16 protein-coding genes and 1 other RNA gene are annotated in these 14,756 nt (G+C 28.3%); 1 reads left to right on the top strand and 16 read right to left on the bottom strand.

The genetic code is table 11. The features are described 5' to 3' along the window. Window positions 1-30: 30 nt before the first annotated feature. Together AC0L4B_RS07800 and AC0L4B_RS07795 are read right to left on the bottom strand one after the other, a co-directional pair. The gene (locus AC0L4B_RS07800; RefSeq protein ID WP_473439278.1) at window positions 31-2,109 is read right to left on the bottom strand and encodes a hypothetical protein; all 2,079 of its coding nucleotides are present in this window, start codon (window positions 2,107-2,109) and stop codon (window positions 31-33) included. Between the two features lie 64 nt (window positions 2,110-2,173). Next, the gene (locus tag AC0L4B_RS07795; RefSeq protein WP_473439277.1) at window positions 2,174-3,379 is read right to left on the bottom strand and encodes an NAD(P)-dependent oxidoreductase; all 1,206 of its coding nucleotides are present in this window, start codon (window positions 3,377-3,379) and stop codon (window positions 2,174-2,176) included. A 100-nt stretch (window positions 3,380-3,479) separates the two neighbouring features. On the opposite strand from AC0L4B_RS07795, the gene ssrA reads away from it, so the two are divergent. Further along, window positions 3,480-3,875: a transfer-messenger RNA gene (gene ssrA, locus AC0L4B_RS07790) on the top strand. Between the two features lie 781 nt (window positions 3,876-4,656). Here the strand turns inward: ssrA and AC0L4B_RS07785 are convergent. The 14 genes from AC0L4B_RS07785 to AC0L4B_RS07720 form a co-directional block, all read right to left on the bottom strand. Further along, the gene (locus AC0L4B_RS07785) at window positions 4,657-5,181 is read right to left on the bottom strand and encodes a type II secretion system F family protein (protein ID WP_473439276.1); all 525 of its coding nucleotides are present in this window, start codon (window positions 5,179-5,181) and stop codon (window positions 4,657-4,659) included. 2 nt (window positions 5,182-5,183) lie between these two features. Further along, window positions 5,184-5,780 carry a type II secretion system F family protein gene (locus tag AC0L4B_RS07780; protein WP_473439275.1) on the bottom strand — a complete coding sequence of 199 codons (597 nt, stop codon included), beginning with the start codon at window positions 5,778-5,780 and terminating at the stop codon, window positions 5,184-5,186. Next, on the bottom strand, window positions 5,780-6,247 hold the full coding sequence (locus tag AC0L4B_RS07775; protein ID WP_473439274.1) for a hypothetical protein: 468 nt from the start codon (window positions 6,245-6,247) through the stop codon (window positions 5,780-5,782). The genes AC0L4B_RS07780 and AC0L4B_RS07775 overlap by 1 nt, the downstream gene beginning before the upstream one ends. After that, complete coding sequence (locus AC0L4B_RS07770) at window positions 6,240-6,494, bottom strand: hypothetical protein (protein WP_473439273.1); 255 nt, start codon at window positions 6,492-6,494, stop codon at window positions 6,240-6,242. Before AC0L4B_RS07770 ends, AC0L4B_RS07775 begins: the two co-directional genes overlap by 8 nt. Window positions 6,495-6,570: 76 nt before the next feature. Beyond that, on the bottom strand, window positions 6,571-7,506 hold the full coding sequence (locus AC0L4B_RS07765; RefSeq protein WP_473439272.1) for a hypothetical protein: 936 nt from the start codon (window positions 7,504-7,506) through the stop codon (window positions 6,571-6,573). Between the two features lie 19 nt (window positions 7,507-7,525). Next, window positions 7,526-7,816, bottom strand: a complete 291-nt coding sequence (locus AC0L4B_RS07760; protein ID WP_473439271.1) for a hypothetical protein — start codon at window positions 7,814-7,816, stop codon at window positions 7,526-7,528. A 263-nt stretch (window positions 7,817-8,079) separates the two neighbouring features. Further along, window positions 8,080-8,637, bottom strand: a complete 558-nt coding sequence (locus tag AC0L4B_RS07755) for an REP-associated tyrosine transposase (protein WP_473439270.1) — start codon at window positions 8,635-8,637, stop codon at window positions 8,080-8,082. 246 nt (window positions 8,638-8,883) lie between these two features. After that, window positions 8,884-9,465, bottom strand: a complete 582-nt coding sequence (locus AC0L4B_RS07750; RefSeq protein WP_473439269.1) for a hypothetical protein — start codon at window positions 9,463-9,465, stop codon at window positions 8,884-8,886. Between the two features lie 435 nt (window positions 9,466-9,900). Further along, a complete protein-coding gene (locus AC0L4B_RS07745; protein WP_473439268.1) occupies window positions 9,901-10,752 on the bottom strand; it encodes a vacuolar protein sorting family 37 protein in 852 nt (283 codons plus the stop codon). A gap of 375 nt (window positions 10,753-11,127) precedes the next feature. Continuing rightward, on the bottom strand, window positions 11,128-12,087 hold the full coding sequence (locus AC0L4B_RS07740) for a tetratricopeptide repeat protein (protein WP_473439267.1): 960 nt from the start codon (window positions 12,085-12,087) through the stop codon (window positions 11,128-11,130). After that, complete coding sequence (locus AC0L4B_RS07735) at window positions 12,056-12,469, bottom strand: tetratricopeptide repeat protein (RefSeq protein ID WP_473439266.1); 414 nt, start codon at window positions 12,467-12,469, stop codon at window positions 12,056-12,058. Before AC0L4B_RS07735 ends, AC0L4B_RS07740 begins: the two co-directional genes overlap by 32 nt. Window positions 12,470-12,802: 333 nt before the next feature. After that, window positions 12,803-13,342 carry a hypothetical protein gene (locus AC0L4B_RS07730; RefSeq protein ID WP_473439265.1) on the bottom strand — a complete coding sequence of 180 codons (540 nt, stop codon included), beginning with the start codon at window positions 13,340-13,342 and terminating at the stop codon, window positions 12,803-12,805. 729 nt (window positions 13,343-14,071) lie between these two features. Next, a complete protein-coding gene (locus AC0L4B_RS07725) occupies window positions 14,072-14,377 on the bottom strand; it encodes a hypothetical protein (RefSeq protein ID WP_473439264.1) in 306 nt (101 codons plus the stop codon). Between the two features lie 97 nt (window positions 14,378-14,474). Beyond that, window positions 14,475-14,756, bottom strand: a complete 282-nt coding sequence (locus AC0L4B_RS07720; RefSeq protein WP_473439263.1) for an immunity protein TriTu family protein — start codon at window positions 14,754-14,756, stop codon at window positions 14,475-14,477.

The following is a 14,756-nucleotide window of genomic DNA, read 5'->3' as shown; positions in this document are numbered from 1 at the left end:
TTAGGACGCTTTTTTATTCTTATTTAACCTTTAAAAATCTAAGGGATCGTTAGGATCGGTTCCATTAATTGCCTCTTGACAATCATCAACTCCGTCTCCATCACTATCTGCTGCATTAGGGTCTGTAATATTACCATTTGGATTACAAACAGTATTAACGTCATCAATACCTGTTAACTCCTCACAATCTGATAAACCATCTTGATCACTATCTATAGTATTTATACCTAATAAATCAATTTGTCCAATATATGATTGATCAGAAATAGTATTTGTAGATACTACAAACACCATATCAAGCATATTAGAATCATTGTAATAACTAGGATTTATTATAGAGTTTGCGCCTGTTTCTGCATCTGTTTCAGTTTCAAAATAAGTAAATACTGTATTTGGATACGTTGCTCCATAAGTTTCAGTCAAATCATATTGTAAATTAGAGCTATCACAATTATTAGCCCAAATCTCTGTACCAAAAGTAACCACATCAACAGGATCTAAATAGTCTGGTATTTGATCTGCATCACTGTCTTCATTCATTGGATTTCCGTCATTATCATAATCTTCATCAACAGTATTTACACCATCATTATCATCATCTTCATCTAAATAATCTGCAATACCATCTTGATCTGTATCGTCATCGTCTAGATTATTATTTCCGTTTAAATCTTCATTAAAATCAAAGACTCCATCTGCATCACTATCTGTTAAATCTGTACATGACATTTCTGTACCTAAGTCCGTTAATGGATCAGTAAATGTTCCTGTAACCACATCAGAACTTTGACCATTTTCTAGATCAAAAAACTGCGCACTAAAACTAAGATCTGTATCACAGTAATCAATTACTAGATTTAAATTTCCGTCTGTAACAGGTATAATACTTGACGTATTATTGTAAAATAATTGTACATAACCATTGGTAGCTGCTTCTCCTGAACAATTATTAAAAACACCTGTTAGGTTTGTAGTCATAACATTGGTATCTTCAACAGTAACTGTAATTGTAGTATCTTCAGAAAAAGGTCCAATGTTTTGTGTATAATCATATCCAATACAACCAAAATCTGGTAGTACTAACGTTAAGGTTTCGTCACTTGGTATTAAGCCACAAACACTACCATTTTGATTAGTTATACCAGAGGAAGAAGAGTTCCAGTCTGTTGACTCACGTTGTAATTGCACATAAGTATTTTGTAATGGGTCACCATTTTGGTTTACTAAATTAACACACAATTCTGACGAAGCAAAAGGATCATCACAATTCCAGAAACTAAAATGAGTCACTTGACCAACATATTTATCACCTTCTAAAGTTGCAAAACCTTCTTCTACCCAATAACCATAGACCTCATCAAAATACCATAATGGTATTGTTAAAGGCGGATTTACAGCATTAGCAGGAACAGGTATAGATATTGTTGCTTCAGTACCATCAGCAATGTTAAGACTTTCTCCATCACTTGCAATTAACTCTACTGCAATCATTCCGTAGGTTTCTAAAACGCGTAAATCTCCACTTTCATTTTCAGCAATTAATGTTCCTGGCATTTGTAAATCCATAGTATCATAATCTGGATTAAGATGTTTTAATACAACCGAAACCTCTCCTTGATAGGCAAACCCATTTTGATATTCATACGTACTTGGTAAATCTATTGATGTTCCATCTGGTAAACCAATATTAAATTCTTGCCCAGAGGATATAGTCGCTAAAGGCTCTGCATCAAGCATCATAATTTTGACCTGATTCACGCCATCCGAAGGTAGTAAAGACCTTGATCCATCTATAAATCCAGACTTACTGGCTTTGATGTAGGCAAACTTTTCATAAACTGTAGCTTCCTCAACCGAAAACACTCCGTTAACATCTGTAAATGTAATTGAATTTCCTATTGAAATTTGTACTCCTGAAATTGGATTCCCAGATTCATTTATAACATTACCCATAAAGCGAGCAGTAGTTGTCCCTCCAAAATTGTCTAGAAAAGGGTTACTAAAAGCAGCATCAACTTGTTGTTGATTTAATGGTGTATTGTTATCTTTTTCGCAAGCAAAAACAAATACTAACAATAGTATTGGTAGTAAACATCTAAGTTTTTTCATTTATATCTTTTTGGTTATTGTTTTAATAGAACATCTCAAGTATTAAAACTCCTATCTTAAAATTTTATTCTTTACCATCCACATAATCTTGTAAATAACTAAAACGTTTAGTTAATTTACCGGCTTCTGTCATTTTAGCACGATTTAAAATACCATGTTCGTCGTTATTAAAAAATGCAGGTATAACGTGTTTTAAAAACATATCTCCAAAACCTTCACTTGCATCTTTAGGTAACTCACATGGTAAATTATCTACAGCCATAACAGTTATAGCGTTTTCAGAGTCATAAGCTACTTCTTTTTCGGTAATTGGGTCATAACCATAAAATGGATCTGCAATTGTAGAGGCTCTTAATGTTGATGCTACAGGACCATCAATATCACAAGAAATATCTGCTACTAAATTTATTTTAAATTCAGGATGCTTTGCATCTTCACGCGTAAATAAATAAGGAGCTCCATCGCCATAAAAATGACCAGCAATAAAAAATTCTGTCTCTTTTGCATAAGGCATAAAGTTACTTTCATAACCAGATGCATCTTTATAAAAGGCCCACTTGTCTCCTACTTTACCGTCTTTACGTTTAGCGTATTCCATAACATCTATCATGCAATACACAGGCTCAGTAAATTGAGACGTCAAATACAACGCATCACTAACCTGCTTAATCTTTAAATAGTCTAAAATTTCTTTGGCTCCTTTTGCAACTTTTCCGGATCCTGTTAATAGTATTTTTATGTTAGGTAATTTTATTTTATCTAATTCTGACTTGACCTCATCTAAATCTTTTAAAGTTTCAACTTTAGGTAATTTAAATAATCCATCACGTAAACCTAATGCTCTAAATCCATTGTAAGCACCTACTAAACCTGCATAGCGTCCAAAACCTATTAAACGTGCTCCATTCTCTTTAACAATAGTTTCATGGTCATAAAGCTCAATATTTTTTTGTAAAATAGCCTGTAACAAGGTTCTGTTATAAGGTTGCTTTTTTATTGTATGACTAAAGAAAAAGTATTTTTTATTAGGAATCAGTGCCTCTATTGGCACTTCTTTTACACCAAACATAACATCTGCATCCGAAACGTCTTCAGAAACAGTAATATGTTCTTGTTTATATTGGTCATTATTAAACACTCTTATATCTGAAGCCTCTACAACCAACTCAGCCTCAGGATAACTCGTTTTTAATTGCTTTAAATAATTAGGAGAAAATACCACACGTCTATCTGGTGGATTTTTACGTTCTTTTATAATTGCGAATTTCATTTAAATATAAATTGGTATAAAGTTTGCACTAAATTAAGAGTTAATGCATGGTTAAACAAACTTTTTATTAATTTTGCATTCTTATAATTTAATTAAAATTGGGGTCGACTGGTTTTGACAGCGAGATTAATTAGACGGTAAGCACGTCGAGTAACGATTTTGAACTCGTAAAACACTAAGTCAACTTTTTAATCGGCGAGAATAACTACGCTTTAGCTGCCTAATCTGAATTATAGTAGGATTAAGCCTCGGCTCACAAGGTGAGCAAGCTTTATGTCTCCGGAAAGCCTTGATTGACGGCGTTCCATTTTGAGGCATCGAAAATGTCAATATAGATTAAGTAGCGCTTTGATGCTTTTTCGAAACTAAAAAAGATAAGTTAAAAGTGGGTTGTCTTTAACCAGCTTTTAATCGAAAACCTAAGAAAAGAATAAACGTGTAGAAAGCCCTTTGGTTACTTGTTTGGACGAGAGTTCGATTCTCTCCGACTCCACAAAAAAGAGAAATACTATATATAGTATTTCTCTTTTTTTATACTTTAGTTAAAATTTCTAAAAGTAACCATTTTGTTTAAAATCATAAAAACTAAAAATACATTAGCTTTATTAAGTTTAACTGCATTACTGCTATCTATTACTTCAGATATTCAAAAAAATAATACGAGATGGTGAATTTGACATCATTTGTTATGTTTCTTTAAAAGAAATAAAAAAATTCAGCAATGATAAAGAGTATTTTTGGTTTAAAAATAGTCAAGTACACAATTCTATATCTAAAGTAGGTGGTTTAGCGCTTCATGATGAATTCAATAAGTTTTACAGAACAAAACAATTAGCAGAAAGTGGAACCTTTAATTATGGTTTAAAAGAAGGACAATGGAGAACCTGGCATGTCAATGGTAATATAAAAACTAAGGTTGATTGGACAGATGGTTATAAAAATGGTAAATATTTAGAATATAATAAAGATGGTGCTTTAATTATATCTGGAACTTACAAGAAGAATGAAAAAAGAAATACTTGGATTAACCATAAAGAAAAAGATACAACATATTTTAAAGGAGACAGTATTTACACTTCAAAACCAAAGAGTAAACTTAATGTTTTTTTTAACAAAATAGTAAAAAGAAAAGATTCTATAACAAGAGCTACCAGAAAAAAAGAAAAAACCTTAAAAAAGATTAATGACTCCATACATAGGGTAAAAAGAAAGGAAGACAAAAAACAAAAAAAATATAACGATTCACTTAAAAAGGCGCGAAAAATAAAAACTAAGAATTAACGCTCTAAAATTTTACTCATATCAAAAATAGGCGAGTACATTGCAATCATTATAAAACCTACAATTCCTCCAATTAAAATAATCATTACTGGCTCCATTATTGTTCCTATAAGTTTAGTAGAGTGATCAATATCATTATTATATTGGTTAGACAAGCTATCATACATTTGATCTAATTCATTTATCTGCTCTCCAATAACTGTTAACGAAATAATTTTAGGAGTAAAAATTGAATGCTTTTTTAAACTATTAGCTAAACTCCCTCCTTTTAAAACATCTATTTTAGCTTCTTTTACAGCCTTTTTTAAAGGAAAAAAAGAAATCATTTTCTCTGTTAAATCTAATGCTGTAATTAATGGAGTTTTAGCTGATAATAATAAACTTAAAGACTGACAAAATCTAGCTAAATAAATTTTTTTGATCAACCCTCCAAAAAAGGGAATATTTAAAGTAATTGTAGATAGTGCACTTTGATACCTATCATTGTTTTTTAAAGATTTATTAATTAAAAATATCGACACTATTAATATAAAAAAAGTCCTATTATTAAATTAAAATGCTTTGATATTTTAACTACAAACATGGTTATTTTAGGTAAATCTTTACCAAATTGCTGAAATAAAGAAGCAAACATTGGCACCACAAAATTTAACATAAAATACAGTACGCCAAATGTTATTAAGATTACAAAAACTGGATAGGCCAAGACAGAAATAATCTGACGTTTCATACTAATTTTTCTAGTGAAAAATTTCTCTAATTGATCTAAAATAGTGGTTAAACTTCTTGTCTCCTCACCTATTTTTATACTATAATATTCATAAGGTGTAAAATACTTATGACTTTTAATAGCTTCATGAAGTGTTTTCCCTTTTACGACATCATTATTAATTTTTTTATAAATAGATTTTAAAAAAATAGACTTTTGTTGTTCTGCTAATATTTGAAGTGCTTGATTAAAGTCTATTCCTGATTTTATTAATGTAGAAAACTCTCTATAAAATTCTTCTTTTTTCTTATCGGAAAAACGATTTAATATATTGGCCGACAACTTAAAATCAAATAAGTTATCTTTATTTTTTTTAGGTGTTTTATTATATGTACTTATATCAATTTTCATTAAAACAACTTGGTGTTTATAATTTTGGAAACACTATTATTAAAAAAATAATTTGCGTTAATAGTTTCATCTAATAACCGTAACTTTAAATGCAACATATTTTGATTAGATTTAAATTGGTTATTAAAATTGTAATCAATTATTTTAATTTTAAATGTATCTAAAACATTTAGTTTTTTTCTAATCATATTTGGTTTTTCAATACTATAACTAACTTTGGTGTCATCATATTTAACTAACAAAATATGGTTATTATTAATTTTATAATCTCTGCTATTATGTAGATCATTTTTAAATACTGTATTAAAGAGATTATACTCTAAAATTTCTGTATTTTCTTTTTTAAAAAGCGACAATTGCTTACCAATTAAATTTATTGTCGTAAATATAAGTCCTATAATTATACTCATTAACATAAGACCTATTAAAGCTTCTAAAATTGTAAACCCCTTTAATTGCTTAGTCATCTTCAAAAGGTATTAAAGCATGTATAATATAAGATTTACTACCTGTTACTATTTTAAATTCTAACAATACGGTTTTATCTTCTGTATTTATGGAGCTTATTTTATTAACTAAATAATTATCAAAAGCGTAACTATTATTTTTATAATCTTTAGTAATTTTTGTTTCTTCTATTAGTGCATTAACTTTGTGCTTTGCATTATAATATGCAACAGGATTATTTTGTTTTATTACATTAACGTAAACCATAAAAGCAACTAATATACATACTGAGATTATTGCAATAGCTATTACAGACTCTATTATTGAAGAGGCTTTTAATTTTTTATAATTTTTTAATGACAGAATAATTTGATGTTTTATTTATAGTATTAAACAAAGGTAATCTAATAAATTTTTTTGGTAAACTATCTCTATTAACGTTTCCATTTACAATTACGTTTTCATAATCAGATGTTTCTGTTTTTAAAAACATCTTATCTGCATACAAAGATCCAATAACCTCGCCTTGTAACTGTGTGGCTCCGTAACAATAAACATCTCCTATTATTGTTGCAGATTCTTGAATAATTAACTTTCTTTTTAAAGCTCCTTTTAGTGTATTACCTGTTACTACTACTCCTCCGGCTATTTTAGATTTTTTTCCAATTGTAACTATAGATTCATTTGTATCATTTTTTAAATAAACACTTGAAGGATATTTTAAATTTACATTTTCTTCTATTGTAATGTTTTGATCTGCGATAATTTGAATATTACCTTCAAAACCAGACTTAATAACTACTTTTGGTGCTATTATTAAGACGTCTTCTAATTGTGTGGTGTTTGATATTTTAATTGTTTTTTTAGAAAACAATATAAAATTCCCTTTTATTTTAGTATCACCTAGTTGGTTAATATCAGTTAAGTCAATCTTTATCGTTTCATTTTTAAAAGAATTAAAAATAATACTATCTTGATAAAAAGATATGGGTAGTGTTTTAAAATTTAAATCTATTAAATTTAAATCTTTATTAATCTTTGGTATTTGCTTTTCTGATTGCTTTTGGTCTCCAATAACAGAAACTAATTTATTTTTAAAATCACCAATGTATCCTTGCTCAATACGTCCATTTGGGACTTTTAAATCGCCATTAAATTTATTATTTCCAGATACTTTTAAAGGCTTACTATAATCTGTAACAAATAATGCCAATCTGTTTTTTAAATCTTGATTTTGACCAACTAATGCTATACTAAAAGCACTGTCTTTTTTAAACACTGTTTTACAAATTAAAACATCATAAAATCCCCAATTTTTTTAATCCAAAAGACATTATACCGTCTTCAAAAAGATCTAATTGTGTAGATTTGTTAGGCTCTAGTTTTTCTAAATTTGAAAGAAAATAGTAAAAACAGGAGGTATTATTATTAATTAAATTTTCTTCTATCTCTAATTTTTGATTTAGCATATTTTGATAATGCGCTATTAAAACTAAACAACCACAAAATATAGAAATCATTAAACACAAAAAAATAGCATTTGTCAATGATGATGCTTTTAAATTTTGTTTAAAATATATGTTTTTCATGGTGCAGCACATTAAAATTATAAATAATAAACTGTATAAATGTTATTACAGATGCATCTATTTACAAATATAAACTAAGTCGCAATTTAGCTAGAAAACATCAAATTTAATGCATTTGTAAAAACAATATTAAAGGTGGATAATTAAGTTATAGACTTAAAATTATTTTACAAATCTAGTATATTTAACGTTTATAAGTCGTTTGTTATAACCTATACTAAAACTACTTTACAACAACTATAATAACTAGAAAGACATTGTGTTTAGCTAAAAAAGCCAACACTATCTATTTCTAAAATAGTACTATCATCTTGATAGTTTTTTGCGCTTGAATATTTCCAGTCTATTGCTTGAGTTACAAAACCACTGGCTACTGGATTATTGTGTATATAATCTATTTTTTGTTTTATAACCTTGTCGCTCCATAATTCTATAGGTTTATTATGATGTTGCCAAAATTGATATGTAGATACATTTCCTTGCTTTTTTCCTGCACGTTTGAACATCCATAATAACCACTCTTTTCTACTTTCTTGTGGGTTATTTTCTATAGCTTCTATTACTTTTTTAGCTGTATACTTTTTAAAATCTCGTAATAATTGCATTGGCTGCTCATTACTTGACCTAAATATAAAATGAATATGACTTGGCATAAAACAATAACAATACAACTCCATTCCTTTTTCTGCTCTACAATAATTTACACTATATGCCAATACATTAAAATAAATTTGCCTTGTAAATACATCTATCCAATTTACTGTAGCAAAACTTACAAAGTATAAACCTTGTTTGTTTTTAAACTTATACTTTCTACTCATAGTCCTAAAATACAAAAAAGCTTTTTTTGTTTAAATTACAAACTCAATATGCATATCGTAGCTTGTTAATAAGCATTTATATAGCTATTAAAACATATGTTTATTCTCGATGGTTAAACCTTACTTAAAATGTAGAAAAACTAAAAAAATCACCCTACATATCTGTAAATACTTTCTTTTTATTCTCTTTTTTAAAACACTCTATACGTCACTCGTCACAGACGAACGCTAGCTAGGGTATAAGCTTTATTCTTTTTTATAAAATAATAAAGCGCTTTCTCCATTATCATTCCTCCTTATAAGGCTACCTTGTTTATCCAAAATATTTTTATCATCCGTAACAAAGACAGGGAATATAACATGGTTATATTTTGTTAAAATATTTACTGGTTCATCCTCATCTAAAGTTACATAAGTAATTTCATCTTCAAATACTCCCTCTAAGTAATAATTTCCGGTTTCTTTAAATGTATATTCAAAAAGTAATGAATCTTTTGATTTGGTTATAAATAAATGAGATTTCTCATTTTTTAATATATGTTGAAAATCATTTTCTATATATTTTTTGTTTTGCTTTAAATAAAATGAGACTATACGAATTGTATCGTTACTTTTTCCGTAAATTGATCTAGTCAAAGTATCTAGATGACTTTTATATAAAATAAGTCCTCCATATGTTTTACCTACTTGAAGTGTGTCTCTAAAATAAAACTCAAAAAATGTCTTTTCTTCTAAACTTACCTCTTCCTCTTTGAAAGTGATTCCATCATTTTTTTTACAAGCTATAACTAGGATGGCAACATAAAACAATAAAATTATTTTTTTCATGATATATTATCTTTCTTTGTTAATTCTATCAGCTGTTTTTATATTATAATCCTCGCTAGCGCTTGTCTGTGACGAGTGCCGATATAGATTTTATAAATGTAGAAAAACTAAAAAATCATCTTACATATCTGTAAACACTTTCTTTTTATTCTCTTTCTTAACCTACTCTTAACGTCACTCGTCACAGACGAGCGCTAGCTGGGAGTGCTAACTAGGGACGAGTGCCGATATAGATTTTATAAATGTAGAAAACTAAAAAATCATCTTACATATCTGTAAACACTTTCTTTTTATTCTCTTTCTTAACCTACTCTTAACCTCACTCGTCACAGACGAGCGCTAGCTGGGAGTACTAACTAGGGACGAGTGCCGATATAGATTTTATAAATGTAGAAAATTAAAAAATCATCTTACATATCTGTAAAAGCTTTTTCTTTAGTTTTTTGATTCCAATTTATCAAGTCTAACTTGTATTTCGATAAGTATGTTGTTACTAGATTTTAACTTTTCGATTTCTTTTTGTTGCTTGATGGTATAGAGTGTTAATTCCTCTATTTTTTGAAGTAATTTTATATTCATTTCTGCTAATAGAAGTCCGTTTTCTTTCATTTCTTTTTCAGAAGAAATCTCAGGTAAATGCTTATTTTCTTTTATGTACTTTTCAATAAAACCTAATGAAGGTAAGCTATAATTGTCTCCAAAAACAAAATCGGCTCCTGCATTTATAACTACTTTAACTTCTCGAGAATGTATATTTCCTGCTACTGTAAGTTTGGCATCAGGATTAGATGTTCCAATCCCAAAATTACCTCCATTAAAGTAAGATTTTCCATCAGGTCTTGCAACAACATTTAAATTTCCACTATTATCTCTTAAGTATAATGCTGGATTTCCATTATTAGTCCAAAATCCACTTTTTTTATTGCTAGAGTTTATTTGATAGACCCAATTAGAAGGAGTCCCAGATATATTTTGATAGAAATTTCCTGTAGTATAAATTTGATCAGTCAACAATCTAATTTTAGGAACATTGCAACCTCCGTCACAACTCAAATTATATAATATGATTTCATTTTTGTTGCCATTTTGATCTTTACCTGCTCCTAAATATAAATTTTGATTTACAGGGTAAGTAAATAAAGCACCAGTTGCATTGTTATCTGTGGTATGTAAATATTTACCATATATATGTCCATCAACAGTTAATTTACCATCAACAGTTTCATCTTGCGCTTTTATGGATAAAAAAGCTCCAAATAATGTGATTGTTAATATTATCTTCTTCATTTTTTTTATTTTTGAATTTAATGTTCTGAGTAATGTCTAGTCCTGAAATAGGGCTACAGTTTAAAATTGAATTTACACTGATAATTTATAGACCATATTAGGTGTTTTATAGTCTAAAGATAAATTTAATCTTATTTCGTTGTATAAATTAATTGCATTTTTTGCAGCCCGCTTTGCGTGAGCCGCCCTCGCTAGTGCTTCTCTACAACGAGTGCCGATATAGATTTTATAAATGTAGAAAAACTAAAAAATCATCTTACATATCTGTAAACACTTTCTTTTTATTCTCTTTCTTAACCTACTCTTAACCTCACTCGTCACAGACGAGCGCTAGCTGGGGTCAAAGACGAGCGCTAGCTAGGGCTGGGAAAACACCTACCAATTGACATTATATTCTTTCTTTAAAACAGAGTAGTCATGTTGAGAAATAGTTAATGAAATATTAATTTCTCCTGAATTAGCATTGAACACAATAGCTATATTAGATTCCTCCTCCTTATTTTTTGATATTGATACTATTTTTCCTAAATCTTGAGTAACATCTAGCTTCGTTTCTACTAATAAGTTTAAGAACGTACTGTAATCTTTCTTAATTAGATAAATGAATGATTTTAATAACTTAATAAATGTATCATTTTCATTATTGACATCTGTATATTTTGCAGTATCTAAAAACTTTAGAGAGTGATCTAATTTTCCCTCTTTTGCTAAAATTAAAGCTTTGTTATAATAGGCATTCGAGTTTTTGAGATTGTTATTTAAATATTTGTTTAAATATATTTTTCCGTTTTGGAAATCTTTTTGAAAAAAATAAGAAATATATAAAATTTCCATAAATGATTGTTCACTTTCAGGGCTACATTTAATCGCATTCAAAGAATTTTCGATAACTTTTTCATATATTCTATTATCATATTGATACTGGATAACTTTTGAATAATGTTCTATATTACATGAATCATCCTTAATGTTAATAAGGAATTTATAATCTTTATAGGCTTCATTAAGAGAGCCTATTTTTTCATAAGCTTTAGCTCTCAATTCAAAAAATTCCAATCTACTTTCAATATTTATTAATTCATTTAAAACATCAATGCATTTTAAGTATTCTTCTTCTTCTGTATAATAGTTTAGTAAATAAAGCCTTAATTCTAAATTGTCATGCAGTCTAATGCCTTCTTGAATAGTTTTTAATGCTTCTTCTTTTCTATCCAAAGCATATAAAATTCGAGTTAAATCAATCCTTGCCTCAAAATCATCTGATGAAAGTTCTAATATTTTTTTATAATATTCAATACTTTCATCATACATCTGCAAAGAAAAAAGTAGTAGCAATTTGTTGTGACACTAATTTACTTGGGTTATACTCATTGTATACAATTAAGCTCGCAAGAGACTCTTCTTTTTGTCCTAAACTATCTAGTAAAACGGAGCGATATAGTACTGCTTCTTCAGTTTCGCCATGTAAATCATTAACTTTATTTAAAATTTCTAATGCTTTAGAGTATTGTTTTTTTGCATATAAAATATTAGTTTTTTGAAGAAAAAACTTAGAGTTTAAAGAATCGTTTTCTATCGCTTTATTTATAAAAAACAAAGCTTTATCATACCGTCCTTCGTTAAAATGAACTTTAGACTCTTCATAAGAGTTTGTCTGGCTTGACACAAAGTTGGCACTAGACACAATAAACAATAAAGAAAACAACAATTTATTCATAATGTAATTTAATTAACAATTTTCTTGCCAAATATAAAAGGCCTTATTATTTATCTTCTTTAGCCTTCTTAGCCTGATCTTCCCTAGCGCTAATTAACTTTTTTTAATTCGTTTTCCATTTTTAATAATAAGTTTCTCCCTCGCTAGTGCTTCTCTACAACGAATGCCGATATAGATTTTATAAATGTAGAAAAATTGAAAAACAACCTTACGTATCTGTATAAACTTTTTCTTAGTTTATTTACTAACTCAATACGGCACTCGTCATAGACTAGCGCTAGCTGGGGAGTAGTCAGCTATTAAAACAACTTCATTTTCAAAAGAACCAGTTTACTACATTACCCCAATTTTTTTTATTATGCATGATATCTTTTCAGGTATTTTTATTTTTAATTGAGACTCTAATTCTAATAAATCTTCTTTATAAACTTCAATCAAATTATATAACAAAGCTGATATAAACTCATAATTTTTAACATCACTATTTTTTTTAAAAATACGCCCTTCTTTATCACCAAATATTAACATACCTGAATCAATAAGAATAATATTCTTTAGGTTCGTATTTTCTTCTATAATTTGAAAATTTAGTTTTCCAAAAATCGTTCTTATAAAATCAGAAGTTGGTAGATAAACAGATTCAATATTCTTATCTCTAATAATTTTCTCTTTTAAAATATTAGATAATTTTTTATTAAAATTATCTAAATTTCCTAAAACAAAAATTTCAACTTTGTTATTTATCCTATCAGATTCAATGATGCCTAAATCAAAATGCAATAACCTGTCTATAATAACAAAGGAGTAGTTGTCAATCTCAGGTGAAATCTGATTTTTACCATTAATTTTTAGTTTTATTAATTGATTTAACATTTAGTTTTGTGGTTTATTTGTTCTACCAGCTGTTTTTATATTATAATCGTCGCTAGCGCTTGTCTGCGACGAGTGCCAATATAGATTTTATAAATGTAGAAAAACTAAAAATCATCTTACATATCTGTAAACACTTTCTTTTTATTCTCTTTCTTAACCTACTCTTAACGTCAATCGTCATAGACGAGCGCTAGCTGGGGTCTAGCTAAGGACGAGTGCTGATATAGATTTTTATAAATGTAGAAAAATTGAAAAATCATCTTAAATATCTGTATAAACTTTTTCTTAGTTTATTTACTAACTCAATGCGGCACTCGTCACAGACGAGCGCTAGCTGGGGGTAACTAGCCTAGTAGATGTTTTTCCTTCTATTGTCGATTCATGTACTCGCTTATAAACATCTTGTAGTTGTTGAACTAAAATATTATTTTTATTACCAAGTTTTTTAATAAACTTACCATCAGCAGCATATAAATATTCAAGCCCTTCTAACTCTATTCCATCTATTACTCTATTTTCACTAAACGAGTATGGAGAATTCCATGCATATTGCCCTCGCTAGCGCTTGTCTGTGACGAGTGCCGATATAGATTTTATAAATGTAGAAAAACTAAAAAATCATCTTACATATCTGTAAACACTTTCGTTTTATTCTCTTTCTTAATCTACTCTTAACGTCACTCGTCACAGACGAGCGCTAGCTGGGGGACTTTTTTAATAAAAATGTGGCTACTCTTTGAATTTTTGAGCAGCTTTTAAATCTTTAATAAATTCAGTTGTCAGATTATAAATTGAATTACTAATTGGTTTTGTTTTTTCAATAAACCCACTCTTATCTGTTGAATAAAGTTTAATGATATTTTCTAACTCATTTATATTGTAATTTTGAATATATATGTCCTTGATTTCTTTTGAAAGATTAAGTTTTAATGTTTTAGCTCTTATCATATAATTATCCCACTCTTTATCTGTTAAAGAGTTATTATAATCGTATTGAGTATTAATTATTTTATCAATGTTTTTATTAAATTCCATTTTCTTTAATAATTGTTCTACCAACTTATTCTCAATATTCTGACTATTAACATTACAAAATGTTATTATTAAAAAAAACTTAAAAAAACTTTACCCATCATTTATTCATTATTAATTTAAATTCTTCTAAATACTTCTCTTCAAAAGGCATATCATTAAATTCAATATATTTATAATATATTTTATCTTCAGTTAAAATATTCAAAACCTCCATCTCCATTCGGTTATCTTCCCAAACTACAATCCTACCCAAATTGCGTTCAGATAAGAAGTCATAAAAAGCACTATCTTCATTTTCGGTAAAATCGCATATAGATATACTTAATTCATCAAAAATTTTTGAATTTTCAGAAATCCACTCTTTTAGTGTATTAATCAT

This window comes from Olleya sp. NP1-10 (assembly GCF_055804415.1).
The sequence above is the reverse complement of the archived record's forward strand: the minus strand, read 5'-3'. Positions and strand labels throughout refer to the sequence as shown.

What these genes read in the sequence shown, in the direction of transcription:
- AC0L4B_RS07800 (WP_473439278.1), bottom strand. Translation starts at nt 2,109, where the DNA reads ATGAAAAAACTTAGATGTTTACTACCAATACTATTGTTAGTATTTGTT.
- AC0L4B_RS07795 (WP_473439277.1), bottom strand. Translation starts at nt 3,379, where the DNA reads ATGAAATTCGCAATTATAAAAGAACGTAAAAATCCACCAGATAGACGT.
- AC0L4B_RS07780 (WP_473439275.1), bottom strand. Translation starts at nt 5,780, where the DNA reads ATGAAAATTGATATAAGTACATATAATAAAACACCTAAAAAAAATAAA.
- AC0L4B_RS07775 (WP_473439274.1), bottom strand. Translation starts at nt 6,247, where the DNA reads ATGACTAAGCAATTAAAGGGGTTTACAATTTTAGAAGCTTTAATAGGT.
- AC0L4B_RS07770 (WP_473439273.1), bottom strand. Translation starts at nt 6,494, where the DNA reads ATGGTTTACGTTAATGTAATAAAACAAAATAATCCTGTTGCATATTAT.
- AC0L4B_RS07760 (WP_473439271.1), bottom strand. Translation starts at nt 7,816, where the DNA reads ATGAAAAACATATATTTTAAACAAAATTTAAAAGCATCATCATTGACA.
- AC0L4B_RS07755 (WP_473439270.1), bottom strand. Translation starts at nt 8,637, where the DNA reads ATGAGTAGAAAGTATAAGTTTAAAAACAAACAAGGTTTATACTTTGTA.
- AC0L4B_RS07750 (WP_473439269.1), bottom strand. Translation starts at nt 9,465, where the DNA reads ATGAAAAAAATAATTTTATTGTTTTATGTTGCCATCCTAGTTATAGCT.
- AC0L4B_RS07745 (WP_473439268.1), bottom strand. Translation starts at nt 10,752, where the DNA reads ATGAAGAAGATAATATTAACAATCACATTATTTGGAGCTTTTTTATCC.
- AC0L4B_RS07735 (WP_473439266.1), bottom strand. Translation starts at nt 12,469, where the DNA reads ATGAATAAATTGTTGTTTTCTTTATTGTTTATTGTGTCTAGTGCCAAC.
- AC0L4B_RS07730 (WP_473439265.1), bottom strand. Translation starts at nt 13,342, where the DNA reads ATGTTAAATCAATTAATAAAACTAAAAATTAATGGTAAAAATCAGATT.
- AC0L4B_RS07725 (WP_473439264.1), bottom strand. Translation starts at nt 14,377, where the DNA reads ATGGAATTTAATAAAAACATTGATAAAATAATTAATACTCAATACGAT.
- AC0L4B_RS07720 (WP_473439263.1), bottom strand. Translation starts at nt 14,756, where the DNA reads ATGATTAATACACTAAAAGAGTGGATTTCTGAAAATTCAAAAATTTTT.